This is a genomic window from Streptomyces sp. NPDC020965 (assembly GCF_044333555.1).
Classification (GTDB): domain Bacteria; phylum Actinomycetota; class Actinomycetes; order Streptomycetales; family Streptomycetaceae; genus Streptomyces.
On sequence record NZ_JBIRRE010000011.1, the window covers coordinates 101184 to 124700 of the forward strand.

General features: G+C 71.9%; 21 protein-coding genes and 1 pseudogene. 9 read left to right on the forward strand and 13 right to left on the reverse strand.

Annotated elements, in window-relative coordinates; genetic code table 11:
• Positions 1-44: 44 nt before the first annotated feature.
• The 3 genes from ACH4S7_RS29370 to ACH4S7_RS29380 are packed head-to-tail and all read left to right on the forward strand — an operon-like array spanning position 45 to position 2537.
• Positions 45-1133 (forward strand): helix-turn-helix domain-containing protein, encoded by a 1089-nt coding sequence (locus tag ACH4S7_RS29370; RefSeq protein WP_398524356.1) that lies wholly within the window; start codon positions 45-47, stop codon positions 1131-1133.
• A complete protein-coding gene (locus ACH4S7_RS29375; protein WP_398524357.1) occupies positions 1130-1879 on the forward strand; it encodes an SDR family oxidoreductase in 750 nt (249 codons plus the stop codon). Before ACH4S7_RS29370 ends, ACH4S7_RS29375 begins: the two co-directional genes overlap by 4 nt.
• The gene (locus tag ACH4S7_RS29380; RefSeq protein ID WP_398524358.1) at positions 1872-2537 is read left to right on the forward strand and encodes a hypothetical protein; all 666 of its coding nucleotides are present in this window, start codon (positions 1872-1874) and stop codon (positions 2535-2537) included. Before ACH4S7_RS29375 ends, ACH4S7_RS29380 begins: the two co-directional genes overlap by 8 nt.
• A 70-nt stretch (positions 2538-2607) precedes the next feature.
• Here the strand turns inward: ACH4S7_RS29380 and ACH4S7_RS29385 are convergent, their stop codons facing one another.
• Together ACH4S7_RS29385 and ACH4S7_RS29390 are read right to left on the reverse strand one after the other, a co-directional pair.
• Complete coding sequence (locus ACH4S7_RS29385) at positions 2608-4254, reverse strand: alkaline phosphatase D family protein (protein ID WP_398524359.1); 1647 nt, start codon at positions 4252-4254, stop codon at positions 2608-2610.
• Between the two features lie 375 nt (positions 4255-4629).
• Complete coding sequence (locus ACH4S7_RS29390) at positions 4630-6087, reverse strand: PLP-dependent aminotransferase family protein (protein ID WP_398524360.1); 1458 nt, start codon at positions 6085-6087, stop codon at positions 4630-4632.
• Positions 6088-6134: 47 nt separating this feature from the next.
• On the opposite strand from ACH4S7_RS29390, the gene ACH4S7_RS29395 reads away from it, so the two are divergent.
• Positions 6135-7151, forward strand: a complete 1017-nt coding sequence (locus ACH4S7_RS29395) for a DMT family transporter (RefSeq protein WP_398524361.1) — start codon at positions 6135-6137, stop codon at positions 7149-7151.
• Between the two features lie 76 nt (positions 7152-7227).
• Here ACH4S7_RS29395 and ACH4S7_RS29400 read toward each other — a convergent pair whose 3' ends face one another.
• On the reverse strand, positions 7228-8088 hold the full coding sequence (locus ACH4S7_RS29400) for an alpha/beta fold hydrolase (RefSeq protein ID WP_398524362.1): 861 nt from the start codon (positions 8086-8088) through the stop codon (positions 7228-7230).
• A 168-nt stretch (positions 8089-8256) separates the two neighbouring features.
• On the opposite strand from ACH4S7_RS29400, the gene ACH4S7_RS29405 reads away from it, so the two are divergent.
• Together ACH4S7_RS29405 and ACH4S7_RS29410 are read left to right on the forward strand one after the other, a co-directional pair.
• The gene (locus ACH4S7_RS29405) at positions 8257-9144 is read left to right on the forward strand and encodes an RNA polymerase sigma-70 factor (RefSeq protein WP_398524363.1); all 888 of its coding nucleotides are present in this window, start codon (positions 8257-8259) and stop codon (positions 9142-9144) included.
• 248 nt (positions 9145-9392) lie between these two features.
• Positions 9393-10157 carry a GntR family transcriptional regulator gene (locus tag ACH4S7_RS29410; protein WP_398524364.1) on the forward strand — a complete coding sequence of 255 codons (765 nt, stop codon included), beginning with the start codon at positions 9393-9395 and terminating at the stop codon, positions 10155-10157.
• 331 nt (positions 10158-10488) lie between these two features.
• Here the strand turns inward: ACH4S7_RS29410 and ACH4S7_RS29415 are convergent, their stop codons facing one another.
• The 6 genes from ACH4S7_RS29415 to ACH4S7_RS29440 all read right to left on the reverse strand — a co-directional run bounded on the left by ACH4S7_RS29415 (position 10489) and on the right by ACH4S7_RS29440 (position 17427).
• Positions 10489-11646, reverse strand: a complete 1158-nt coding sequence (locus ACH4S7_RS29415) for an ROK family transcriptional regulator (protein ID WP_398524365.1) — start codon at positions 11644-11646, stop codon at positions 10489-10491.
• 157 nt (positions 11647-11803) lie between these two features.
• On the reverse strand, positions 11804-12298 hold the full coding sequence (mug, locus tag ACH4S7_RS29420) for a G/U mismatch-specific DNA glycosylase (RefSeq protein ID WP_398524366.1): 495 nt from the start codon (positions 12296-12298) through the stop codon (positions 11804-11806).
• A 44-nt stretch (positions 12299-12342) separates the two neighbouring features.
• Entirely contained in the window at positions 12343-13785 is a 1443-nt protein-coding gene (gene purB, locus ACH4S7_RS29425; protein ID WP_398524367.1) for an adenylosuccinate lyase, read from the reverse strand.
• A 178-nt stretch (positions 13786-13963) separates the two neighbouring features.
• Positions 13964-14824: an SGNH/GDSL hydrolase family protein gene (locus ACH4S7_RS29430; protein ID WP_398524368.1), complete on the reverse strand. Its 861-nt coding sequence runs from the start codon at positions 14822-14824 to the stop codon at positions 13964-13966.
• Between the two features lie 174 nt (positions 14825-14998).
• Complete coding sequence (locus ACH4S7_RS29435) at positions 14999-16012, reverse strand: hemolysin family protein (protein WP_398524369.1); 1014 nt, start codon at positions 16010-16012, stop codon at positions 14999-15001.
• The gene (locus ACH4S7_RS29440) at positions 16009-17427 is read right to left on the reverse strand and encodes a hemolysin family protein (protein ID WP_398524370.1); all 1419 of its coding nucleotides are present in this window, start codon (positions 17425-17427) and stop codon (positions 16009-16011) included. Before ACH4S7_RS29440 ends, ACH4S7_RS29435 begins: the two co-directional genes overlap by 4 nt.
• Positions 17428-17724: 297 nt before the next feature.
• On the opposite strand from ACH4S7_RS29440, the pseudogene ACH4S7_RS29445 reads away from it, so the two are divergent.
• Together ACH4S7_RS29445 and ACH4S7_RS29450 are read left to right on the forward strand one after the other, a co-directional pair.
• A pseudogene (locus ACH4S7_RS29445) lies at positions 17725-17928 on the forward strand (DUF6364 family protein); the annotation flags it as partial.
• Positions 17929-18074: 146 nt separating this feature from the next.
• Entirely contained in the window at positions 18075-18446 is a 372-nt protein-coding gene (locus ACH4S7_RS29450) for a fic family toxin-antitoxin system, toxin component (protein ID WP_398524371.1), read from the forward strand.
• Between the two features lie 50 nt (positions 18447-18496).
• On the opposite strand, the gene ACH4S7_RS29455 is transcribed toward ACH4S7_RS29450, so the two are convergent.
• The 4 genes from ACH4S7_RS29455 to bioB all read right to left on the reverse strand — a co-directional run bounded on the left by ACH4S7_RS29455 (position 18497) and on the right by bioB (position 22106).
• Positions 18497-18859, reverse strand: coding sequence for a VOC family protein (locus ACH4S7_RS29455; protein ID WP_398524372.1), 363 nt, complete (start codon positions 18857-18859; stop codon positions 18497-18499).
• Between the two features lie 4 nt (positions 18860-18863).
• Entirely contained in the window at positions 18864-19577 is a 714-nt protein-coding gene (gene bioD / locus ACH4S7_RS29460) for a dethiobiotin synthase (protein ID WP_398524373.1), read from the reverse strand.
• Positions 19578-19675: 98 nt separating this feature from the next.
• Positions 19676-20968 carry an adenosylmethionine--8-amino-7-oxononanoate transaminase gene (locus tag ACH4S7_RS29465; RefSeq protein WP_398524374.1) on the reverse strand — a complete coding sequence of 431 codons (1293 nt, stop codon included), beginning with the start codon at positions 20966-20968 and terminating at the stop codon, positions 19676-19678.
• The gene (gene bioB, locus ACH4S7_RS29470; protein WP_398524375.1) at positions 20961-22106 is read right to left on the reverse strand and encodes a biotin synthase BioB; all 1146 of its coding nucleotides are present in this window, start codon (positions 22104-22106) and stop codon (positions 20961-20963) included. The genes ACH4S7_RS29465 and bioB overlap by 8 nt, the downstream gene beginning before the upstream one ends.
• 209 nt (positions 22107-22315) lie before the next feature.
• Here bioB and ACH4S7_RS29475 point away from each other — a divergent pair, with 209 nt between their 5' ends.
• Positions 22316-23461: an 8-amino-7-oxononanoate synthase gene (locus ACH4S7_RS29475; RefSeq protein WP_398524376.1), complete on the forward strand. Its 1146-nt coding sequence runs from the start codon at positions 22316-22318 to the stop codon at positions 23459-23461.
• Positions 23462-23517 lie beyond the last annotated feature (56 nt).

Consider the following 23517-nt stretch of genomic DNA (forward strand, 5'->3'; position numbering starts at 1 on the left):
AACGTCTCCGGAAGAGGCGGCGATGACGGAAAGAGGTGCCGGACATGGACGAGTTCGCGAGCGCCAGACTGGTGGCGCTGGTCCAGCGGTCGTTGGCCGATGAGGGGATCCGGGTCATCGCGCCGAGGGGCGGCGGGGCGCTGCTGCCGTTCGAGGCGAAGCGGCGGTTCCTGAGGGGTGTGGCGCGCGATCATGGGCTGCTGCCGCTGCTGCGGGCCGGCGCGCTGGTACCGGCCAACCCGTCCGATCCGGCCGTAACGGCGCTGCTGAGCGCGGTCGGTCCGGGAGACCTGTTCGCACGGTGGCAGCGGCTGGAACGGTTCACCCACTCACGGCACCGAGTGGTGGTACGGGAATCCGGTACGGGACACCTCGTCGCCGAGCATCTGGGACCGCCCAGGGAGCCGCCCGAACTCGCCGAACACGCCCTGGTTCTCGGCGTACTGACCGCGCTGCTGCCGCTGACCGGCGCGCGGGACATCACCGTCGACGTCGGGCGCGGGACGCCGTCCACCGTGTTCGCCGACGGTGCTGTCAGGGCGGCACCGCCCGCCCACGGCAGCGGGCTCTGGCGGTTCACCTGGTCTGGCACGGCACCCCCCGTACCCCCGCGTACCGCACCCCCCGTACCCCCGCATATTGCACCCGTCGTGCACCCGCATAGGGCAACTGCCGTCCACCCGGGTACCGGACCGCCGTTACACCCGCCCACGGCGGAATCCAGTAGAGACCTGGTCGTGCGCACCAGGGGACTGCTCGGCGCCGATCTCGCCCGGCGCTGGACACTGGCCGCACTCGCCGCCGAAATGGACCTGCCGGTGCGGAGCCTCCAGCGGCGGCTGACGGGCGCGGGCGGATTCACCGGCCTCCTCGGCGAGCTGCGCACAGAGGCCGCCGCCGCGCTGCTCCTGCGGAGCGCCCACAGCATCGGCGTCATCGGGTTCGCCTGCGGCTACGCGGACCAGCCGCACTTCACCCGCCACTTCGGGCTCCGTACCGCGATGACACCGGCGGCCTACCGAGCGGCGTTCCGGAGAACCGGCCCGAACGAGCGGCCCGGCCCGAACGAGGCGCCCGGCCCGGCCGCGCGGACGGCCCGTACCCATGAACCAGCGAGGAGAAGGACCGCATGAGACTCACCGGCACAACGGTGCTCGTCACCGGCGGAGCCCGCGGCATCGGCCGCGAGATGACCCGGCAGTTGGTCGGGCTCGGCGCGCATGTGGTGGCCGTGGGTCGCGCGCCCGGCCCGCTCGCGGCCCTTCAGGCCGAGTACGGCGATCGGGTGTCCGCCGAGGCCGTCGACCTCTCCGACCCGGACGCCGTCGACACCTTCGGCGATGAACTGCCCGGCCGTCACCCCGGACTCTCGGTCGTCATCAACAACGCCGGAGTGCAGAACCTCAGCGATTTCCTCACCGCCGATCCACGTGAGTCGCGATCGGTGCTCAGGCGGGAGCTGGCGGTCAATCTGGACGCCGTCATCTCCCTCTCCACCGGGCTGCTGCCCCATCTCAGCAGCCGTTCCTCGGCCGCGATCGTGAACATCACCAGTGGACTGGCCATCGTTCCCAAGCCCTCGGCCCCCGTGTACTGCGCGGCCAAGTCGGCGGTCCGGACCTTCACCCGGTCGCTGCGCTACCAGTGCGAGGACGGTGCGCCGCACATCCGGGTGATCGACGCGGTCCTCCCGCTCGTCGACACCGATATGACGCGGGGCCGGGGCCGGGGCAAGATCAGCCCGGCCCAGGCGGCGCACGCGGTGATCGAGGGTGTCCGCCGGGACCGGGCGGAGATCTACATCGGCAAGGCGCGCCTCCTCCCGTCCCTGATGCGCCTCTCGCCGTCGCTGGGATACCGGACCCTCCGCCATGGCTGAGGCCCTGACCCCCGCCGCGACCCCCGCCGCGACCCCGGCCCCCGCCCCGGGGCAAGCCCCGCAAGAGCCCCCGCAGGAGAGTCCGGAGAAGAGCGGCTCCACCCGTACGGTACGGCTGTTGCTGCGGCTCGACCGGGCCGCGCACCGGCGCTGGTTCCTGCCGACTCTCGCCGTCTTCCCACTGAGCGACTACGTACTGCCGGTTCTGCCCAACCAGATGCTGCTCGTGGGGCTGTCGGCGCTCCATCCCCGACGCTGGTTGACGATCGCTCTGACCTTCGTCACCGCGTCGGTGCTGGGAGCCTTCCTGACCGCGACCGCCGTCCACGCGGCCGGACCCTGGCTGCTGGAGACGGTGGGTTCCATCGCGCCCGGCCGGGCCGAACTGCGCGAGGTGGCAGGGCTGGTGGAGAGCTACGGCGGGTGGGCGCTGGCCGCTCTCGCGCTGCTTCCGTGGACGCCCCGGGCCGCCGTGGTGATGTGCGCGCTGGTCGGGATACCGCCTTGGACGGTGGCCCTGGCCATACTGGCGGGCCGCCCGCTCCCCGTCGCCCTTCTCGCCCTGACCGGGGCGAAGTCGCCCGGCCTGCTGCGCCGATCACGCCGGATCGACCGGGTGCTGGCCGAAGTGGAAGCACGGCGCGTGGGACCTGGCTGAGCCGTACGAGCCGGCCCCGGACAGGAGATCCGGCGTCGGTGTCGGTGGCGTAGGTGGCGGCGGCCGGGCCCTACTGCCCCACCCGCCCCGGCTGTAGCACCTTGGCGAACAGCACGGTGCCGCCCTCCGCCCGGAGTCGTACAGTCAACTCCCCGCTGCCGCCGTCGATATGGACCTCCCCGAAGTACTGCGGCGACTCCATCGGCGAGACATTCGCCCGCTCCGGCGCCCGGACGAAGACCCGCTCGGGGCCGAAGGTGCCGTCCAGCGCGTTCGCCGGGAAACCGCCCGCCGCCAGCGGGCCGGAGACGAACTCCCAGAACGGCGCGAAGTCCCGGAAGGCCGCCCGCTCCGGTGCGTAGTGCTGGGCCGAGGTGTAGTGCACATCGGCGGTGAGCCAGAGCGTGCCGGTGATCCGCCGGTGCTTGATGAACCGCAGCAGTTCGGCGATTTGCAGCTCCCGGCCCAGCGGCGCCCCCGGGTCGCCCTGCGCCACCGCTTCGAAGTCCGTCGCCCCGTCCGGTACGACGAGCCCCAGCGGCATATCGGCGGCGATCACCTTCCACACCGCGCGTGACCGAGCAAGCTCTGATTTGAGCCAATTCAGTTGCTCGACGCCGAGGATGCCCTGCCGGTTCTCCGGCTGCCGGCCGGGGGAGTTGGCATCGCGGTGGGAGCGCATGTCCAGGACGAACACATCGAGCAGCGGCCCGTGCCGCACCACCCGGTGGAGCCGTCCCTCCCGAGCGCTACCCGGCCGGTCGCCGGCCCCGGGTCCGCCGCCCGGCAGGGTCGAGACGGGGAAGTACTCGCCGAAGGCGCGCATCGCCCGCCGAGCCAGCACATCCACGTTCTTCTCCGTGTAGCGCGGGTCGTCCAGGATCTGGCCGGGGTACCAGTTGTTGCGGACCTCGTGGTCGTCCCACTGCACCACCGTGGGCACCTGCGCGTTGAAGCGCCGGGCGTGCTCGTCGAGGAGGTTGTAGCGGAAGTTGCCCCGGAAGTCGTCCAGTGACTCCGCGACCCGGGACTTCTCCACGGTGGTGATATTGCGCCAGATTCTGCCGTCCGGCAGTGTCACGCTCGGCTCGATCACCCCGTCCGCGTAGACGGTGTCACCGCTGCACAGGAAGAAGTCCGGATCGAGCCGGCGCATCTCCTCGTAGACCCGGTAGCCGCCGGTGTCCGGATTGATGCCCCAGCCCTGTCCCGCGATATCGCCGGACCAGAGGAAACGCACGCCCTGCCGCCGGCGCTCGGGTGCCGTACGGAACGTCCCGTACACCGGCTCTCCGGTGCGGCGCGGGTCGTCCGGGTCGGCGAGCGTCACCCGGTAGTGGATCTGCTCGCCGGGCGGCAGTCCGCGCAGCGCGGTCGTCCCCGTGAAGTCCGTACCCCGCCCCAGCAGCGGCCCGTACCAGCGCCGGGCGCGCCGGAAGGACTCCGTCGCCGAGGTCTCCACGATCATGCGCGCGGGCCGGTCCGAACGCACCCACACCACCCCGGACGACGTGCTCACATCGCCGCTCTGGACTCCCCAGGACGCGCGCGGGCGCCCGGAGAGCGTGAGCGCGGGCGCGCGCTCCGGCACGGCCAGCGCGCTCGGCGGGCCGAGCGCCGGCAGGGCCAGGGCGGCCGACGCGGCCACCGTGCCGCGCAGCAGGGAGCGGCGGGCGGGGGACGGGGGCGGGGAGTGGTGGGGCGGGCTGTGCGGCATCGCTGGCCTCCTGGCCGGTCGGGGGTGCCGAGCCCATGCATAGCGCCCGGTCACGACGGGTGGAAGAACCCCCGGTGAACGGCGTGCGGGTCGCTGTCGGCGCCCCCGGCCCACCCTGTCCCTCGCGCATACGTGCGGGGCCCCGGCCGGTGCCGCCCTGATGCCCTCCGGCCCCGGGTCCTGGGTCCCGGCCCCAGGTGCCGCCACCGCCCGCCCGGCGGGAACACCGTTGCGGCCCCCGGTCGTCGCCTCCGCCCCCGCTGCTTTGCCGCTGCCGTCAGCCCGCCCGGCAGCCCATTTCCGTCGTCAAACCGCCCGCTCGCCCGTCAGAGTGCCGGCCCGTCCGCCCGTCAGCCTCGCCTGCCCGCCCGTCCGTCAGCCCGTCGCGGGCTCCCGCGCCAGCGACGCCACCCCCCGCGCGATGTCGGACGGCGTCAGATGCGCGTATCCGAGAACCAGCCACACCCCCGGATCCGCCGTCCGCGCCGTCGCATGGGCACTCAGCGGCCGGACCCCGACCCCCGCCCGCGCGGCCCGCGCCAGGAACAGCTCCTCGGGCCCGTACCGCTCCGGCAGCCGGGCGATGATGTGCAATCCCGCCGCGATACCGCTGACCTCGGTGCCCGGGAAGTGCTCGGCCAGGGCGCCGACGACCGCGTCACGCCGCTCCCGGTAGGCGCGCTGACAGCGGCGCAACTGCCGGTCGTAGCCGCCGCGGTCGATGAGATCGGCGAGCAGCGCCTGGTCGAGGGCGGGATTACCGAGATCCATCGCGCGCTTCCGGTCGACCACCTCATCCGTCAACTCCCGCGGCACCAGCAGCCAGCCGAGCCGCAGCCCCGGCGCCAGCGACTTGCTCACCGAACCGCTGTACGCGACATGCTCCGGATCGAGACCCTGGAGCGCGCCCACCGGCGCCCGGTCATAGCGGAAATCGCCGTCGTAGTCGTCCTCGACGATCAACCCGTCCACCGAGCGCGCCCACTCCAGGAGTTCGCCGCGACGGCGTGCGGAGTAGGCGATCCCGGAGGGGAACTGATGAGCCGGTGTGGTCATCACCGCCCGTACCCCGGAACGGCGCAACGGCTCCATCGCCAGTCCCTCGCCGTCGAGCGGCAGGGGAGCCGTCGTCAGACCCACCGAGGTGAACACGCCCCCGTGCTCCGGGCTCCCCGGGTCCTCGACCCCGACCGTCCGTATCCCCCGGCGATTCAGGACGTAACCGAGCAACGATGTCGCCTGGGTGACGCCGGAGCAGACCACCAGCCGCTCGGGATCGGCCACGACGCCGCGCCGTCGGGTGAGGAGCGAGGCCAGCGCCGTGCGGAGTTCGGGGAGCCCGCGCGGATCGGGGTAGCCGAGTGCCCGGTGCGGCAACCGGGCGAGGACGGACTTGTGCGCCGCCGCCCACGCGGCCCGCGGGAACAGCGACAGATCGGGTGTCCCCGGCCGGAAATCCACCAGGACCCCGGGCGTGCGCGGCGCCAGGTTCCGCGCCGTGCGCGCCCCGGCGCGCGCTGCGTCTCCGACCCAGGTGCCCGAGCCCCGGTCGCTGCGCAGATATCCCTCAGCGGTGAGCTGCTCGTACGCCTCGGTGACCAGACCGCGGGAGACGCCCAGATCGGCGGCGAGCTCGCGACTGGACGGCAGTCGGGTGCCCGCGGTCAGTCGGCCCGTTCGGACCGCTTCCCGCAGCGCTGACTGGAGCGCCCGGCCGCGCCGCCTGGCCGGGGCCGCCGCCGCGGGCAGCAGCAGTTCCCACGCGGTGCTCCAGGGCCCGTCGGCGCCGGCTACTTCCCGGCGGCCTCCCGAAGTGGTCCTCGATGACGTCATGGAAGTGGACCTTAAAGGGGACCGCGCAGATCCTTAGCGTCGGCCCCATGAGTCACCCGTCAAACCCCGTGAACGCCCAGGCGCTGCGCGGGGTCCTGCTCGTTTCATTCGCCTACTGCCTGGTCGGAGCCTCCTTCACCGCGAACAGCGTCCTCGGCGACTATCCGTACGCGGGCGGCCAGGCCGTCCGCTACGCCCTCGCCTTCATCCTGCTGCTGCCCCTGCTCGGCGGTCGCCGGGCGCTCGGCCCCCTGCGTGCCCTGACCGCGCGCCAGTGGGGACGGCTCGCCTTGCTCGCGGGCGTCGGCATGGTCGGTTTCAATCTGGCCATCCTCGCGGCGGAACGTACCTCCGAACCGGCCGTTCCGGGCGTATTCGTCGGCTGTGCGCCGGTCATCGTCGCCGTCCTGGTACCGCTCTCGAACGGTCGCCGCCCGACCCGACCCGTGCTGTACGGGGCCCTCCTGGTCGCCGCCGGAGCCTTCACGGTCCAGGGCTGGGGCCGTACCGACGCGATGGGCATCGTCTGGTCGGTGGCCGCCCTCCTGGGAGAGGTCGGCTTCGCGGTGCTGGCCGCGCCGGTGCTGCGTCCGCTCGGGCCCCGGCTGCTCACGGCGTGCGTCTGTGGGATCGCCGCGGTCGAGTCCACGATCATCGGGCTGGTGGTGGACGGTTCGGGCTTCGTCCGGGTGCCCGACCAGGGCGAGACCTGGGCGCTGCTCTGGCAGGCGGCCGTGGTGACGGTCATCGGCTTCGTCACCTGGTACATGGGCGTTCAGCGAATCGGCACCGAGCGCGCCACCCTCTTCACCGGACTGATCCCCGTCGCCGCCGCGCTCACCGCACCACTGGTGGGCACGGGCGGTTTCGGCGCCGCGCAGGCGGCGGGCGGGGTGCTGGTCGGTGCGGGCGCGGTGCTCGGCTCGGGGTTGGTCGGGGCCCGGAAGGCGCCGGCCGGCCACAGGACACCAGGCGCCGGGGAGCCGAGTAAATCCGGCACATTGGGTGAACCCGTGGGAGTGCCGGGGGCGCAGAGGACCGAAGGGCCACAGGAGTCCCGGTAGGCCCGTTGAGATCCCGTAGACCCTCTAGGCCCAGGGCGGCCGGGGGGAGCCGAGGCCGCCCCGGGTGGTGCGCGCGTCAGCCGGCGTCGCCCCCGGGGGCCGCCCCGCCCCCGCTACCGTCGAGCAGGACGCGGGCGACCAGCGCCGCGTCGTCGTTCATCGGGACATGACCGCAGCCCGGTAGCCGGATGAGCCGGGCGCCCGGCACGGTGTGTTTGGCGCGGATTCCCTGGCGGCGCGGGAGCAGCAGATCCCGGGTGCCCCAGGCGATGGTGACCGGGACACCGGTGATGTCGTCGGTGAAGAGCCCGTCGCGGCCCGCGGCGAGCGTCCGGTCGAAACCGGTAGCGGTCCGCAGCGCCAAGGTCTCGGCGACGACCGCCCCGGGCGAGCGCCGGCCGGGCCGCGCACAGATGATGCCGGTCAGCGCCGCCCGGCCGGCCGGCGTACGGGAGAGCCGTTCGATCATGGGCAGCGGCAGGGAACGCGCCGCCGCCCGCAGCGCCCGCAGCGTCCCGAAGGCGTACATCCGCTCGCTCTCGCTCCAGAACCCCGCGGGCGACAGGGCCGTCGCGGACCGTACGAGATTCTCCCGCGCCAGCATCAGGGCCAGCAGCCCGCCGAGCGAGTTGCCCGCGACGTGCGGTCGTCCGATGTCCAGCGCCGTGCAGAGCGCGCCCAGGACCGAGGCGAGGGCCGGCAGTTCGTACGGGACACCGTCGGGCAGCGGCGCCGAGACACCGAATCCGGGCAGGTCGATGGCGATCACCTCGCGCTCAACGGCCAGGATGTCGATGACCGGGTCCCACGCCTGGCGGTGGTGGCCTATGCCATGGAGCAGCAGCAGCGGTTCGCCGGTGCCTTTTCGCTCGTACGAAACGGCCACTGTCCGGCTGCCCCGGGGTGATGCGACGGGGAAGGAAATCGTCGCCGCCATGTCCACCGCTTCCTGCCGTGGCCCCCTCCCCGTGTGGTGGACGGCCCGTCCGTAACAATTACCGTCCGGTAGCTTCCAGTTCAAGGGGACTGTCACTTCCAGCCGTCGTGACGAGTGACGCACCCCGATCGCCTGGACACCGACGGTGATGTCGGTTGGGATGGGTAGGTGGCGACCGACACTCTGACCGACGTCTTCGAAGAGCACCGGCCCCTCCTGACCGGAGTGGCCTATCGCATGCTCGGACGTGTGTCCGACGCCGAGGACGTGGTGCAGGAAGCCTGGCTGCGTTGGTCGGCCCAGGATCGGGCGGACGTCGTGGCGCCACGCGGCTATCTGGTACGGATCACCACCCGCCTCGCCGTCGACCGACTGCGTCACCTCCAGTCGCGGCGCGAGTCCTATGTCGGCCCCTGGCTGCCCGAGCCGATCGCCACGGCAGCCTGGGGCACCGCCCCCGACGACCTTGCTGAACAGGCAGTTCTCGCCGAATCCATCTCCTTCGCCGTACTGGTCGTGCTGGAGTCGCTCTCCCCTTCGGAGCGGGCGGTGTTCGTGCTCCGTGAGGCGTTCGGGTTCCCGTACGCCGAGATCGCCGCCACCCTCGACCGGTCCGAGGCCGCCGTGCGCCAGCTCGCGGCACGCGCGCGCCGTCATGTCGAGGAGCGCAAACCCCGGTATGACGTGGATCCCGCACAATGTCGGGATCTGACCGAACGCTTTCTGGCCGCCGCATCAGGCGGCGATCTTGATGCCCTGCTCTCCCTCCTCGCCCCCGATGTGCGCCTGATCGGCGACAGCGGCGGCAAATCCAAGGCACCCCTGCGGATCATGGAGACTGCGGACAAGGTCGGACGATTCCTTTTCGCTGTGGCGAAAGAGCCGGATCCGGACATGGTGTTGCGATTCGTCGAGATCAATGGCGCCCCGGCACTGCTCGTCCTGTCGGCCGGAAGGCCGGACACGGTGCTCCAGCTCGGGATCGCGAACGGGCGCATCCAGTGTGTCTACATCGTGCGCAACCCCGACAAACTCTCCGGGGTGGCCACCGCGTGAGCGTACGCCTCGCCTGTCCTGCCCCCTGTCCGAAAACCCATGGACAGGGCGGTGTGGGCGCTTCACTGGGGTGCTAACGGCGCGTGAATGCTCGGCCAAGTGAGTCGACTTCGTGGAATGGCGACCGCAGGATTGGTCTTGACCAAGGTGACCTACAGCCCTATGGTCGGCAGAGATAGTGCAGGAACCTTTAATAAACAAAGGCGCGGAAAAGCCGCCGCTGACACGGCGAAATGCGGAGGATCAGGGTGGGGACCACGCAGCTGGAATCAGTGCCGGAACCGAAGTACTGGCACCTCAAGACAGTGATTGGCGAAGCACTCGACTCGGACTTCGCCGTCGGGGAGATCCTGCCGAACGAACGGGATCTGGCGGCTCGCTTCGGAGTCGCGCGCGCGACGCTCCGACAAGCACTCGAACAACTCGAACTCGAAGGGCGGCTCCAGCGGCGCCGGGGTGTCGGTACGACCGTCGCCCCGCCGCGCATGGGAGTGGACGTCTCGACGACCCAGCACGCCTGGCCCGGGTCGGCGCAGGACGCCTGGCAGTCCTTCGACTGCGCCAAGGCCGTACCGCCCGCGGCGGTGGCCCGGGTGCTGGGGACCGGTGCCGACGATCAGACATACGCGCTGCGAAGGCTGCGCGTCACTCACGGTCAGCCGGTCGCGGCCGAACTGCTCTATGTGCCGGCTTCGTCCGTGCCCGAGCTGACGGCCATAGACGCACCCTCGGGAGCGGCGCTGGCGCGGGCGGTGCTGCGCGAGTTGCAACGCCTCGACCTCGACGGACAGGACCGCGCGGTGGAGCTGGGGTCGGCCCGTGCCGACGACGCCAAGGAGCTTGACCGGCTCCCGGGCGCGCCCGTGCTGCTCGTCACCACGCGTTACTTCTCCCGGGGCAGGACGGCGGCCGTGACCGTCGCCACCTACCGGGCGGACACCTGCCGGCTGACCTTCGGCGCCTCGGGCGACGTGGAGATCAGCCACCACGGGACGGAGCGCCGGGCCTCCTGAACGCGGCACATGACACAGGACAGTGCGCCGGGCTGCCTGAGCCCGGCACATGACACAGGACAGTGCGCCGGGGTTTCTGACCGCGGCACCACACAGGACGGAGCGCCGGGCTTACTGAGCACGGCGTCCCGGAAGCCCTCTCAGGTAATCAGGTAAGGCGCGTCCGCGACGCAAGTGGGCACGTCGCACACCGAGAATCGTTCGAGCCCCCCTGCCGCCCCGAGGCGGCAGGGGGGCTCGAACGTACCCCCAGACCGTAGCCAGGTCTGTCGGGCCGGCCCCGGCCCTCTGAAGGCCGGCCCTGGCCCCTCTCAGACCGGGTCCGGCCGGCTCAACGCCGGGCCGTCACCGTGCTCTCCACCGCGAACAGCTCCTTCTCCACATGATCGAGCGCCAGCCGCAGCGCGCCCGTCGCCACGGCCGCCTCACCGAGCAGTGACAGGGTCACCCGCGGCGGGCGCAGACAGTACCGCGCCAGCTCGTCACGGAGCGGATCGAGTACGCCGTCGAGCCCGGCCGCCCAGCCGCCGACCACCACCAGCTCGGGATCGAACGCCAGCACCAGCGCCGCCACATCGTGCACCAGCCGCTGGATGAACCGCTCGACCGCCGCCTGGGCCCGTGAGTCCCCCTGCCTGGCCAGTGCGAACACATTGGCCACCGCCTGCTCGTCCAGCGGGTGCAGCGGCTCGTCCGTGGTCGACAGCAGCGTTTCGGGCCGTACCTCGCGCCCCAGCAGGTGCAGGGCCCCGATCTCCCCCGCCGCCCCGCCGAAGCCTCGGTGCAGCCGGCCGCCGATCAGCGACCCCGCGCCGGGGCTCAGCCCGGCCAGCACGAAGACGATGTCGTCGGAGTCCCGTGCGGACCCCTTCCAGTGCTCGGCGACCGCCGCCGCGTTGGCGTCGTTCTCCACCAGCACCGGACAGCGGAACGAACGCTGGAGCCGGTGCCCGAGCTGTAGCCCGGTCCAGCCGGGCAGCGCCGTCCCCAGCCGTACCGTCCCGTCCGCCTCCACTATCCCCGGCGACCCCACCCCGACGGCCCGCAGACTGGTGCGGGGGATCCCGGTGCGCCGCAGCACATCGGCGATCACCAGCCGGACCCGCTCCAGCCGGTCGGCGGCGGACGCCGACTCGGACACCTCGCGGAACCCCGCGCCGATGATGCGCCCGTCCAGTCCGGAGACCAGCGCGGCGACCCGGTGCGGGCCGATCTCCACGCCCAGCAGATGCCCCGCTTCCACCCGGAAGCGGAACCGCCGCGCCGGGCGGCCCTGACGGCGCGCCTCGCCCTCCTCGGGCAGGGACTCGGCGACCAGCCCCGCCTCGATCAGTCCCTCGATCACACCTTCGACCGTCGGCCGGGACAGGCCGGTCGCCCGGGTCAGATCCGTGAGCGTGGGGGAGCCTGCTCCCCGCAGCGCATGGAGTACCACCGCGGAGTTGATCCGCCGCAGCAGCGACGGATCCCCGCCGGTCAGCCGCCCCACCATGTGTCCTTCCAGCCCTCGCTCGTGCGGTTCGGGCGTGTGTGTCTGCCGGATCGTACTCGCTGGCCGCAGGGCCGCGCACGATCGCTGCAAAGGGTGCAACGGACGTTCTGCGCAGGGCCTCCCGGCCCGGGAGACCCCACCGTCCGAGAAGATCTCAAACGGGCGATTCGGCCGCCTCCCGCAGCCGTCCGAACTCCTCGGCCATCGACTCCGCGGTCCAGTGCGCGTTCAGCCCGCTCGGATTGGGCAGCGCCCAGAGCCGCGTCGCGCCGATGACGCGCTCCTGCGGACCGATCCGCGCCGTGCGGTCGCCGAAGGCCGTGCGGTAGGCGGTGATGCCGACGACGGCCAGCCACCGCGGACGCAGTCGCTCCACCTTGGCGGTCAGCAGCCGCCCGCCCGCCCGGAACTCGTCGTCGGTCAGCTCGTCGGCGCGCGCGGTCGCCCGCGCGACCACATTGGTGATCCCGAGGCCGTACGTGAGCAACTCGCGCTGCTCCGACGGCTGGAGCTGCCGGGGGGTGAACCCCGACAGCTCCAGTACCGGCCAGAACCGGTTCCCCGGGCGGGCGAAGTGGTGGCCGGTCGCCGCCGACATCAGCCCGGGGTTGATCCCGCAGAAGAGTACGGCGAGACCGTCCGCGACCACGTCGTCGATGACGCGGTCGCGGGCGGCTTCCCGCTCGTCGGGTGTCAGAGGATCGACCCCGGGGTGTAGGCGGCGGCCGCCGGGTGCCGCTTCACGACGTCCTCGATACGGGAGACCACGGCGGCGACCTGGTCGGCGGCGGCCCCGGTGAACGACAGCTTGTCGGCCATCAGGGCGTCGAGCTGACCCCGGTCCAGCGGAACGCGCTCGTCCGCAGCGAGCTTGTCGAGCAGCTCATTGCGCTCAGCGCCCTGCTCCCGCATCGCCAGCGCCGAAGCGACCGCGTTCTCCTTGATCGCCTCATGGGCGACCTCACGGCCCACTCCGGCCCGTACGGCGGCCATCAGCACCTTGGTGGTGGCGAGGAAGGGGAGGTAGCGGTCGAGCTCCCGGGCGACGACGGCGGGGAAGGCGCCGAACTCGTCCAGCACCGTCAGGAAGGTCTCCAGCAGTCCGTCGAAGGCGAAGAACGCGTCCGGCAGCGCCACCCGGCGCACCACCGAGCACGACACATCGCCCTCGTTCCACTGGTCGCCCGCCAGCTCGCCCGTCATCGAGGCGTAGCCGCGCAGGATCACCATCAGACCGTTGACCCGCTCGCAGGAGCGCGTGTTCATCTTGTGCGGCATCGCGGACGAGCCGACCTGACCGGGCTTGAAGCCCTCGGTGACCAGTTCGTGCCCGGCCATCAGCCGGATCGTCTTGGCGAGCGACGAGGGCGCGGCGGCCAACTGCACCAGCGCGGAGACCACGTCGTAGTCGAGGGAACGGGGGTAGACCTGGCCGACCGAGGTGAAGGCGTCGGAGAAACCAAGGTGCCCGGCGACCCGCTGCTCCAGATCGGCGAGCTTCGCCGCGTCACCGCCCAGCAGATCGAGCATGTCCTGCGCCGTGCCGACCGGGCCCTTGATCCCGCGCAGCGGGTACCGGGCGATCAGCTCCTCCAGGCGGCCGTACGCCACCAGCAGCTCGTCGGCCGTCGTCGCGAACCGCTTGCCGAGCGTCGTGGCCTGCGCCGCGACATTGTGCGAACGCCCTGCCATCACCAGCTCGGCATACTCCCCGGCGAGCCGGCCCAGCCGGGCGAGGACCGCGACCGTACGGTCCCGGGTCAGCTCCAGGGAACGGCGGATCTGGAGCTGCTCGACGTTCTCGGTGAGGTCCCGGGAGGTCATTCCCTTGTGGATCTGCTCATGCCCGGCGAGCGCGTTGAACTCTTCGATGCGCGCCTTCACATCGTGGCGGGTGACCTTCTCCCGCTCGGCGATCGACGCGAGGTCGACCTGGTCAAGGACGCGCTCATAGTCGGCGACGGCAGATTCGGGCACCTCGACGCCGAGGTCCCGCTGCGCGCGCAGCACCGCGAGCCAGAGCTGACGCTCCAGCCGTACCTTCTGCTCGGGGGACCACAGGGCAGCCAGCTCCGCAGAGGCGTAGCGGCCGGCCAGGACATTGGGGATACGAGGCTTCGCAGACACAGCAGTCACACGGCCAGATTCTACTGGCGGTTTCCGCAGGCCGGCGCCCCGGTCCGGCTGGTGGGCCGCGAGAGGGGCCGTCCCCGGCCGTCGGGCCGACTCCCGGGGACGCCGGAAGGCCCCCGGGGGAGGTGCTCCAGGCGGGGCCCTGGGGAGGGACCTTCGCAACCCAGGCGCCGGGCGCGGCTCAGGGCGCCGGGTCCTCGAACTCCGCAGGCCGTTCCAGAGGCCGGTTCGGAGGCACGTCGGGCCGTGGTGGCAGTGAATCGGCCCGCTGCGGCGACTCGTACGGCAGCAGCTCCGGCCGCTTGGCGGGCAGGCCGTCGCCGGAGGAGCGCCCCGTCAGCCGGCGCCCGATCCACGGCCCCAGGTGCCGCCGCGCGAACCGGAGGTCCTCGGCCCGCCGCGCGCCCCAGCCCATCGGCACGGCGGGCGGCAGCGGTGTCCGCCAGTCGTCCTCCGCCGCCAGTCCGAGCGTCTCCCACACGGCCTCGGCGACCCGCCGGTGCCCCTCCGCCGTCAGATGGAGCCGGTCCCGGTCCCAGAGCCGCTGATCGCCGAGCGCTCCGGAGCCGTACAGGTCCACCACCAGCGCACCGTGCCGGGCGGCTACTTCGTCGACGTACCCGAACAACTGTTCCATCCGTGGGCGGAACCGATCCAGCACCGGCCCCTCCCGTCCGGGGCTGCGCATCAGTACCAACTGTTGGCACGCGGGCGCCAGCTTCGCCGCGGCCTCCTCCAGCAGTCCGCGCACCCTGCCCATATCGCACTTCGGGCGCAGGGCGTCGTTGAGGCCGCCGACCAGTGTCACCAGGTCCGGGCGCATCGCCACCGCGATATCGACCTGCTCGTCCACGATCTGGCCGATGAGCTTGCCGCGGACGGCGAGATTCGCGTACCGGAACCCGGGTGTACGGGTCGCCATCCGGGTCGCGAGGAGATCCGCCCACCCGCGGTAGGTGCCGTCGGGCAGTAGATCCGACATGCCCTCGGTAAAGGAATCCCCTACCGCGACAAAGCTTGTGTAGTCAGCACTCATCACCATGGCGGAGCGATCGTACCGCGCGGTATGGTCCCGCCGCCGGTCCGAATCGGGAGCGGCGTTCTCCTCGCCGGGAGCGGAGTGCCGCCCGCGCGGCGACCGGTGCGGGGGCACCCATGGGACGGCGGCCCCGGGCCTCATCGAGACCCGGGGCCGCCCGCCCTCGTACGACAGAACTCAGTCGCGCCTGCCGACCAGCTCCCGCAGCACGTCCTCCATGGTGACCAGACCCTCCGGGGTGCCGTCCTCGTCGAGGACGGCCGCCAGATGGGTCCGGCTGCGGCGCATCGCCGTCAGCACGTCGTCCAGCGGAGCCACCGCGCGCACCCGGGCGATCGGTCGCATCGCCGTGACCGGGAAGGGCACATCACGCGGCGTGGCGTCCAGGGCGTCCTTCACATGGAGATAGCCGAGGATGCTGCGGCCCGCGTCGATCACCGGGAAGCGTGAGAACCCGGACTCGGCCGACAACTGTTCGAGCTGCTCCGGAGTGGTCCCGACCCGGGCGTACACGACCTGCTCCACCGGCATGACCACATCGCGCACCGGGCGGCGGCCCAGTTCCAGCGCGTCCCGCAGCCGCTCCGCCGAACGGTCGTCCAGCAGCCCGGCGTCGCCCGCGTCCCGCACCATCCGGGCGAGTTCGTCGTCCGAGTAGGTGGCGGCGACCTCGTCCTTGGCCTCGACCCGCAACAGCTTCAGCAGGGTGTTGGCGAAGGCGTTGATCGTGAAGATCACCGGACGCAGCGCCCGCGCCAGCGCCACCAGCGGCGGACCGAGGAGCAGCGCGGTGCGCGTCGGCTCGGCCAGCGCGATGTTCTTCGGCACCATCTCGCCCAGCAGCATGTGCAGATAGGTCGCCAGCGACAGCGCGATCACGAACGAGATCGGATGGATCGCGCCCTCCGGCACGCCCAACGAGTGGAACACCGGCTCCAACAGGTGCGCGATGGCGGGTTCGGCGACGATACCCAGGATCAGGGTGCACAGGGTGATGCCGAGCTGTGCCGCCGCCAGCAGCGCCGACACATGCTCCAGACCCCACAGCACACTGCGGGCCCGGCGGTTGCCGGCCTCCGCCTCGGGTTCGATCTGGCTGCGGCGCACGGAGATCAGGGCGAACTCCGCGCCGACGAAGAAGGCGTTGACCACCAGGGTCAGAAAACCGATGAACAACTGGATGGCGATCATCGGCCGTCCCTCCCGGAAGCGGCGGAACCAGCGGCACCGGAGCCGCCGGCGGACCGGCCGGACCCGACCCCGACGGAGCGGGATTCAGCCATCTCGTCTCCGGCGAGCCCCGGCTCCGGCGCGTGCATCAGCACCCGGGCGGCGCGCCGCCCGGACGCGTCGACCACGTCCAGCCGCCAGCCCTCCAGGTCGATGCGGTCGCCTTCCGCGGGGATGCGGCCCAGTTCGGTGGCGACCAGACCGGCGAGGGTCTCGTACGGGCCCTCCGGCACCTTCAGACCGACCCGTTCGAGCTGGTCGGTACGGGCGGCGCCGTCGGCCGACCACAGCGACCTGCCGTCGGCGTCCTGACCGGCCGCGGCCAGGTCGGGGGTCTCATGCGGGTCGTGCTCGTCCCGCACCTCGCCGACGACCTCCTCCACGATGTCCTCCATCGTCACGACGCCGGCGGTACCGCCGTACTCGTCGATGACGACGGCCATCGTGGACCGGCCGCCCAGGCGGTCCATCAAGCGGTCGACGGTCAGGGTCTCGGGCACCAGCAGCGGTTCCCGCAGCACCTCGGCCACGCTCCGGCGCGGCCGCAGATGGGCGGGCACGGCCAGGACGTCCTTGATGTGCGCGATACCGACGACGGTGTCCAGATTCCCCCGGTACACGGGGAAGCGGGAGAGCCCGGTCGCGCGGGTGGCGTTGGCGACGTCCTCCGCCGTGGCCTGCACCTCCAGCGCCGTGACCTGGACGCGCGGGGTCATGACGTTCTCCGCGGTCAGCTCGGCCAGGTGCAGGGTGCGGACGAACAGCTCGGCGGTGTCCGCCTCCAGCGCGCCCTCCTTGGCGGAGTGACGGGCGAGGGCGACGAGCTCCTGCGGGCTGCGGGCGGAGGCCAGCTCCTCGGTCGGTTCCATGCCGAGGCGTCGCAGAATGCGGTTGGCGGTGTTGTTGAGGTGGCTGATGAGGGGCTTGAAGGCAGCCGTGAACAGCCGCTGGGCCGGGGCCACGACCTTCGCCACGGCCAGCGGCGACGAGATGGCCCAGTTCTTGGGAACCAGCTCGCCGACGACCATCAGCACCACCGTGGAGAGCGCGGTACCGAGGACCAGGGCGATCGACGAGGCGATCGAGGGGGAGATACCGAGGTCCTCGACGGGACCGCGGATCAGCTTCGAGATCGAGGGCTCGGAGAGCATGCCGACGACCAGGTTGGTGACGGTGATGCCGAGCTGGGCCCCGGAGAGCTGGAAGGTGAGGCCGCGTACGGCCTTCAGGGCGCTGGCGGCTCCGCGCTCACCACGCTCGGCGGCGCGTTCGAGGTCTCCGCGCTCGATCGTGGTGAGGGAGAATTCCGCCGCCACGAACACACCGCACGCGAGGGAGAGCAACAGCGCCACGAACAGAAGTAGCACTTCAGTCATCGGGTCACCTCCGTCCCATGATCAGTCAGGGGGGGAGGGACTGCTCGACGACGTCTACTGGGAGGCTCGTCCATGGACGGACGCTCACACCTTTCATACGGAGAGTGATGTTCCACCCATCGTAAAGGACCGGCAAAGTCCAACGAAGGGAAGGTCGGACAAGACTACCCAGCGCGCGGACCGGCCGGGATCACCTGACGGCTTCACCCAGCGTCGCCACCGCTCCCCGTGTCGGTACCCGCTCGCCGTCCTCTCAGTCGAGTGGTGGAGCTAGCGTCCGCGCGCTAGCGTTGTGGCATGGCCAAGACCCAGTTGAACGTTCGCGTGGACGAGTCCACGGCACAGACGGCGCGCCAACGGGCCCAGCAGCGCGGTATGAGCGTCAACCGCTACATCGAAGAGTTGGTCCAGCAGGACGCGGGGGAGCAGGGCCGTACCTTCGTGGACGCGGCGTCGGACTTCATGAAGCAGTACGAGACGGTCTTCGCGGAGGAGTTCGGGGAGGGCTTCGGGGGGCACGGGGCGAGGACGATCGGCAGCGGCAAGGGTGACGATCGGGCCGGGCGTGGTGCGGGTGACGATCGGACCGGCGGCGGCACGGGCGATGAACGGACCGGCCGCGGTACGGCGGGCCCCGAAGGCGCGCGTTGACCCTGCGGATCGACCTCGCCTGGCTGTTGATGATCGCCGAACACAAGACGCCGGGAGATCCTCAGGTGGCGGACTGGGGAGCCCTCGTGGCAGCCGTCAGCCGCCATGAGGCGGAGATCTTCGGCATCCCCGTCTACAGCGATCCGTACGCCCGTGCCGCCGCCCTGCTCCAACTGCTCGTGCTCGTCCCCGCGTTGGAGCGCTCCAACGCGCTGTTCGCGTCCGCCGTCGCCTATGGCTATCTGGTCGCCAGCGGGCTGAAGGTCGTCACGACGCCCGAGCGGGTACGGGACCTGGCGCGGCTGGTCCAGGAGGGCAAGGCGGACGTCCGGGTGATCGCCGACGAGCTGCGCCGCTGGAGCGGCTGAGCGCTCCCGGGCTCCGGATCACCCGGGCTCCGGATCACCCGGGCTCCGGATCATTCGGACTCGGCGTGCCCGGAAGGGACGAAGCAGAATTCGTTTCCCTCGGGATCCGCGAGAACCTGGAACCGCCCGTAGTCGTCGGCGACGGGCGGTCCCAGCCGTACGGCGCCGAGCGTCACGGCCTCGTCCGCCGCGGCGTCGACGTCACCGGCCACGAGATCCACATGGAGCCGGTTCTTGCCGGCCCTGCCCTCCGGTACCCGCTGGAAGGCGATCCGTAGCGGCCCTGGCGGGTCGACATAGGACCAGTCGGGGCTGCGGTCCACCGGTTCCCCGCCGAGCAGGGCCGCCCAGAAACGCACCAGCCGGGCGGGGTCGTGGCAGTCGTAGACGATCTCGTCGATTCGTGCGCGCATCTCCTCAGCCTACGGCGGCGGTGAACGCCTCCGCGTCCCATCCGCCCCCGAGGCTCGGTCCCAGCCAGCCCCCCGCCGCCGCCCGGAACTCCGCGGGTGCCAGCCGTCCCGCCCCCTCCGGCACCGCCCCGAGCAGTGGTGCCCCGGCGGCCTCCGGCAGATCCACGAGATTGCACCGCGCAGCGAGGTCCGGCACCTCCGGCCAGCTACCGACGACCACCCCGAGCTGCTCCACCCCGCGTGCCCGCAGGGCCTCGCCGGTCAGCGCGACCGAGTTGAGGGTGCCGAGCCCGGCCGGGGTGACGACGAGCACCGGGGCGGCGAGCAGTCGTGCGGCGTCGGCGAGGGTGTCACCGCCGTCGTGGAAGCGGACGAGCAGCCCCCCGGCGCCCTCGACCAACACCAGGTCGTACTCCGTACGGAGCTTCTCGACCGTCTCCGCCACCTCCTCGGCCCGCACCCCGGCCGCGCCGGCCCGTCGCGCGGCGGTGGCGGGTGCCAGCGGCTCACCGAACCGAACCAGCTCCACCCCGTGCGCCTCGCCGCCGAGCCGCGCCACCTCGGCCAGATCACCCGGCTCGCCAGGACCCACTCCGGTCTGCGCGGGTTTCAGTACGGCGATGCGTGCGCCGGTCGCTCCCGCGAGGGCGACCAGCGCGGCGGTGACCACGGTCTTCCCGATCTCGGTTCCGGTTCCGGAGACGACGATGACGGACATGGTGCTGTGCTGCCTCTCTTGATCTGCTGTGGGGGCGGGGGGGCCGGGGGAGGGTGGTGAAGTGAAGGGGTGAGTGAGGAGTGAGTGGGGGTGGGGGCTCAGGACGCTCGGGCCGCCGCGCAGACCCCGGCGCAGACCTGCGCCAGATCGTCCTCCGACATCACATAGGGCGGCATCACATAGACCAGGTCCCGGAACGGCCGCAGCCATACGCCCGCGCGCACCGCCGCCTCCGTCGCCGCCGCCATGTCCACCTCGTGGTCCAACTGGACGACCCCGATACCGCCCAGCACCCGTACGTCCTTCACCCCCGGCACTCCCGTGGCCGGGGCCAGTCCCTCGCGCAACCCCGATTCCAGCCGGGCCACCTCCCGGGACCAGTCCCGGGAGAGCAGGAGGTCGATCGAGGCGTTCGCCACCGAGGCCGCCAGCGGATTGGCCATGAACGTCGGGCCATGGGCCAGTACCGGGACCTCGCCGCGGGAGATGCCCTCCGCCACTCGCGCGGAGCAGAGCGTCGCCGCCATCGTCAGATAGCCGCCCGTGAGCGCCTTCCCCAGGCACATCACATCCGGCGAGACATCCGCCCACTCGGCGGCGAACAGCTTTCCCGTCCGTCCGAACCCGGTCGCTATCTCGTCGAAGATCAGCAGCACCCCGTAGGCGTCGCACGCCTCCCGCAGCACCTCCAGATAGGCGGGGGAGTGGAACCGCATCCCGCCCGCGCCCTGGACCACCGGTTCCACGATCACCGCCGCGAGTTCGTCGGCGTGCCGGGCCACCAGGGCGCGCAGCCGGTCCGCGTAGGCCGGGTCGAAGTCGGCCGGTGGTGCGTCGGCGAAGATCTGCCGCGGTAGCGCTCCCGACCAGAGCTGGTGCATTCCGCCGTCGGGGTCGCAGACCGACATCGGCTGCCAGGTGTCGCCGTGGTATCCGCCACGCCAGGTGAGCAGCCGTTGTTTCGCCGGGTGGCCGGTCGAGCGCCAGAACTGGAGGCACATCTTGACCGCGACCTCGACCGCGACCGAGCCCGAGTCGCTGAGGAAGACGTGCCGCAGTGGTTCGGGTGTGATCTCGACCAGTCGGGTGGCCAGCCGGACGGCGGGCTCATGGGTGAGCCCGCCGAACATCACATGGCTCATCCGCCCCAACTGGCTCTGTGCGGCCTCATTGAGGACGGGATGGTTGTAGCCGTGGATCGCCGACCACCACGACGACATGCCGTCGAGCAGCTCCCGCTGGCCGTGGACCGGTTCGGCGAGCCTCAGCCGTACCCCCGATGCCGATTCCACGACGAGCGGGTCGACCCGGCCCGGCATCGGGCCGTACGGATGCCAGACATGGGCCCGGTCCAGCGCCACCAGCTCACCGGGGGAGAGGTGCTCAGGCATTGGGCGCCAGATCGGTGCCGGCGCCGCGGCGGCGCACCGCCACCAGATCTGTCCGGGGGCCGGTGGCGGGCGTCTCGTCGGTCCCGGCAGTCGCTGCCGGGGTGTCGGCGCAGACCGATCCGCAGCCGCCGGCCGCCCGGTGCTCAGGGAGCGTCGTGGTGCCCGCGCCCTCCACCTCGAACCCCGCGTCCGCGATCATGTCCAGATCGGCCTGGCCCGCCTGACCCTCGCTGGTCAGATAGTCGCCCAGGAAGATGGAGTTCACCAGGTGCAGCGCGAGCGGCTGCAACGACCGCAGATGGACCTCCCGCCCGCCCGCCAGTCGTACCTCGACGTCCGGGCAGACGAACCGGGTCATCGCCAGAATCCGCAGACAGCGCTGCGGAGTGAGGTTCCACTCCTTCGCCAGCGGGGTGCCCTCGAACGGGATCAGGAAGTTCACCGGCACCGAGTCCGGGTCCAGTTCGCGCAGTGCGAAGACCACGTCGACCAGATCCTCGTCCCGTTCGCCCATGCCCGCGATCAGGCCCGAGCAGGCCGACAGGCCCGCGCCCTGGGCGTGCCGCACGGTCTCCACCCGGTCCGCGTAGGTGTGGGTGGAGGTGATGTCCCCGTAGGTTCCCTCGGACGTGTTGAGATTGTGGTTGTACGCGTCGGCCCCCGCGTCCCGGAGCCGCTCCGCCTGTCCGGCCTGGAGCAGTCCGAGGCAGGCGCAGACCTCGACCCCTTCGTTCTGTTCCTTGATCGCCTCGATGGTCTTGGAGACCCGGTCGACGTCCCGGTCGGTCGGACCCCGGCCGCTCGCGACCAGACAGACGCGCTTGGCGCCGCCCGCGACCCCGGCGGCCGCCGCCCGTGACGCCTCATCCGGTTTCAACCAGGTGTACTTGAGGATCTCCGCCTTCGACCCGAGCCGCTGGGAACAGTACGAACAGTCCTCGGGGCAGAGCCCCGACTTGAGGTTGACGAGGTAGTTCAGCTTCACCCGACGGCCGAACCACTGACGGCGTACCCGGCCCGCCGCCGCCACCACGTCGAGCAACTCGTCGTCGGAGGTCGCCAGGACGGCGAGCGCCTCTTCACGGGTCGGCGACTCGCGCCGCAGCCCCTTCTCCACCAGCGTGTTCAGCAGGTCCATGGCGCCGATCCTGGCGTACCGCACACGTCGGAGGAAAGGCGGAATCCCACAACAGACCGCTGTTGAGGTGTGTGTATGGCCACATCGGTTCCTTGAGCGGCGCCGGTTAGGGTCTGTGCGCTGCCTACAAAATGCGCGCGGCGCGGGGCGCCGTACGGGTCCCCCGAATCGGACACCGGGCGGGCGCCTGAACGGAGGACCGGAGCACCGTGAACCAGGACCCGTTCGACTGGATCGACGAGGAGGCGCGTCGCCGGGAGCGCGCCGGCCTCGTGCGCGCGCTGCGGCCCCGCCCCGCCGACGCCACCCTGCTGGATCTCGCCGGCAACGACTATCTCGGGCTCACCCGCCACCCCGCGATCACCGGGGCCGCCGCCGCGGCGGCGCGCCGCTGGGGTGCCGGTTCCACCGGTTCCCGGCTGGTCACCGGTAGCACCGCGCTGCACGCCGAACTCGAAGGCGAACTCGCCGCCTTCTGCGGGTTCGAGGCCGGGCTGGTGCTGTCCTCCGGCTACGCCGCCAACCTGGCCGCCGTGACCGCGCTGACCGCCGCGGGCTCGCTGATCGTCTCCGACGCGTCCAACCACGCCTCGATCGTGGATGGTTGCCGGCTCTCCCGGGCGGAGACGGCGATCGTCCCGCACGCGGACGCGGCGGCCGTGCGGAAGACGCTCGGCGCGCATCCGGGACGGCGCTCGCTCGCGGTGACCGACTCGGTCTTCTCGGTGGACGGGGACGCGGCGCCGCTGGCGGCCGTCGCCGACGCCTGCCGGGCGCACGGCGCGGCGCTGCTGGTGGACGACGCGCACGGCCTCGGAGTGCTCGGCGACGGCGGGCGGGGCGCGCCGCACGCCGCGGGGATCGCCGGGAGCGCGGGGGTGGTCGCCACGGTCACGCTCTCCAAGTCCCTGGGGAGCCAGGGCGGTGCCGTCCTGGGGCCGGCGCGGGTGATCGACCATCTGGTCAACACCGCCCGGACCTTCATCTTCGACACGGGGCTCGCACCGGCCGCCGCGGGTGCCGCCCTGGCCGGGCTGCGGCTGCTGGGCGCCGAACCGGAGCGGGCGCGACGGGTGCGCGTGGTCGCGGTGCGCCTGCACCGCGGTCTGACGGCGCGTGGTCTGACCGCCGTGCGCCCGGACGCGGCGGTGATCTCGGTGCGGGCGCCGTCCGCCGATGCGGCGGTGGGCTGGGCGGCCGACTGCCGGGCGGCCGGGCTCGGAGTGGGTTGTTTCCGCCCACCATCGGTGCCGGACGGGGTCTCCCGGCTCAGGCTGACGGCCCGCGCCGATCTGACCGATGAGCAGATCGATTGGGCGGTCACGACCATCGCGCGGACCGCGCCGGCCGGCTGACACCCCGGCCGGAACCTCGGTCCGGCTCGGGGTGGTTGTCGTGTTCGACCACTTTC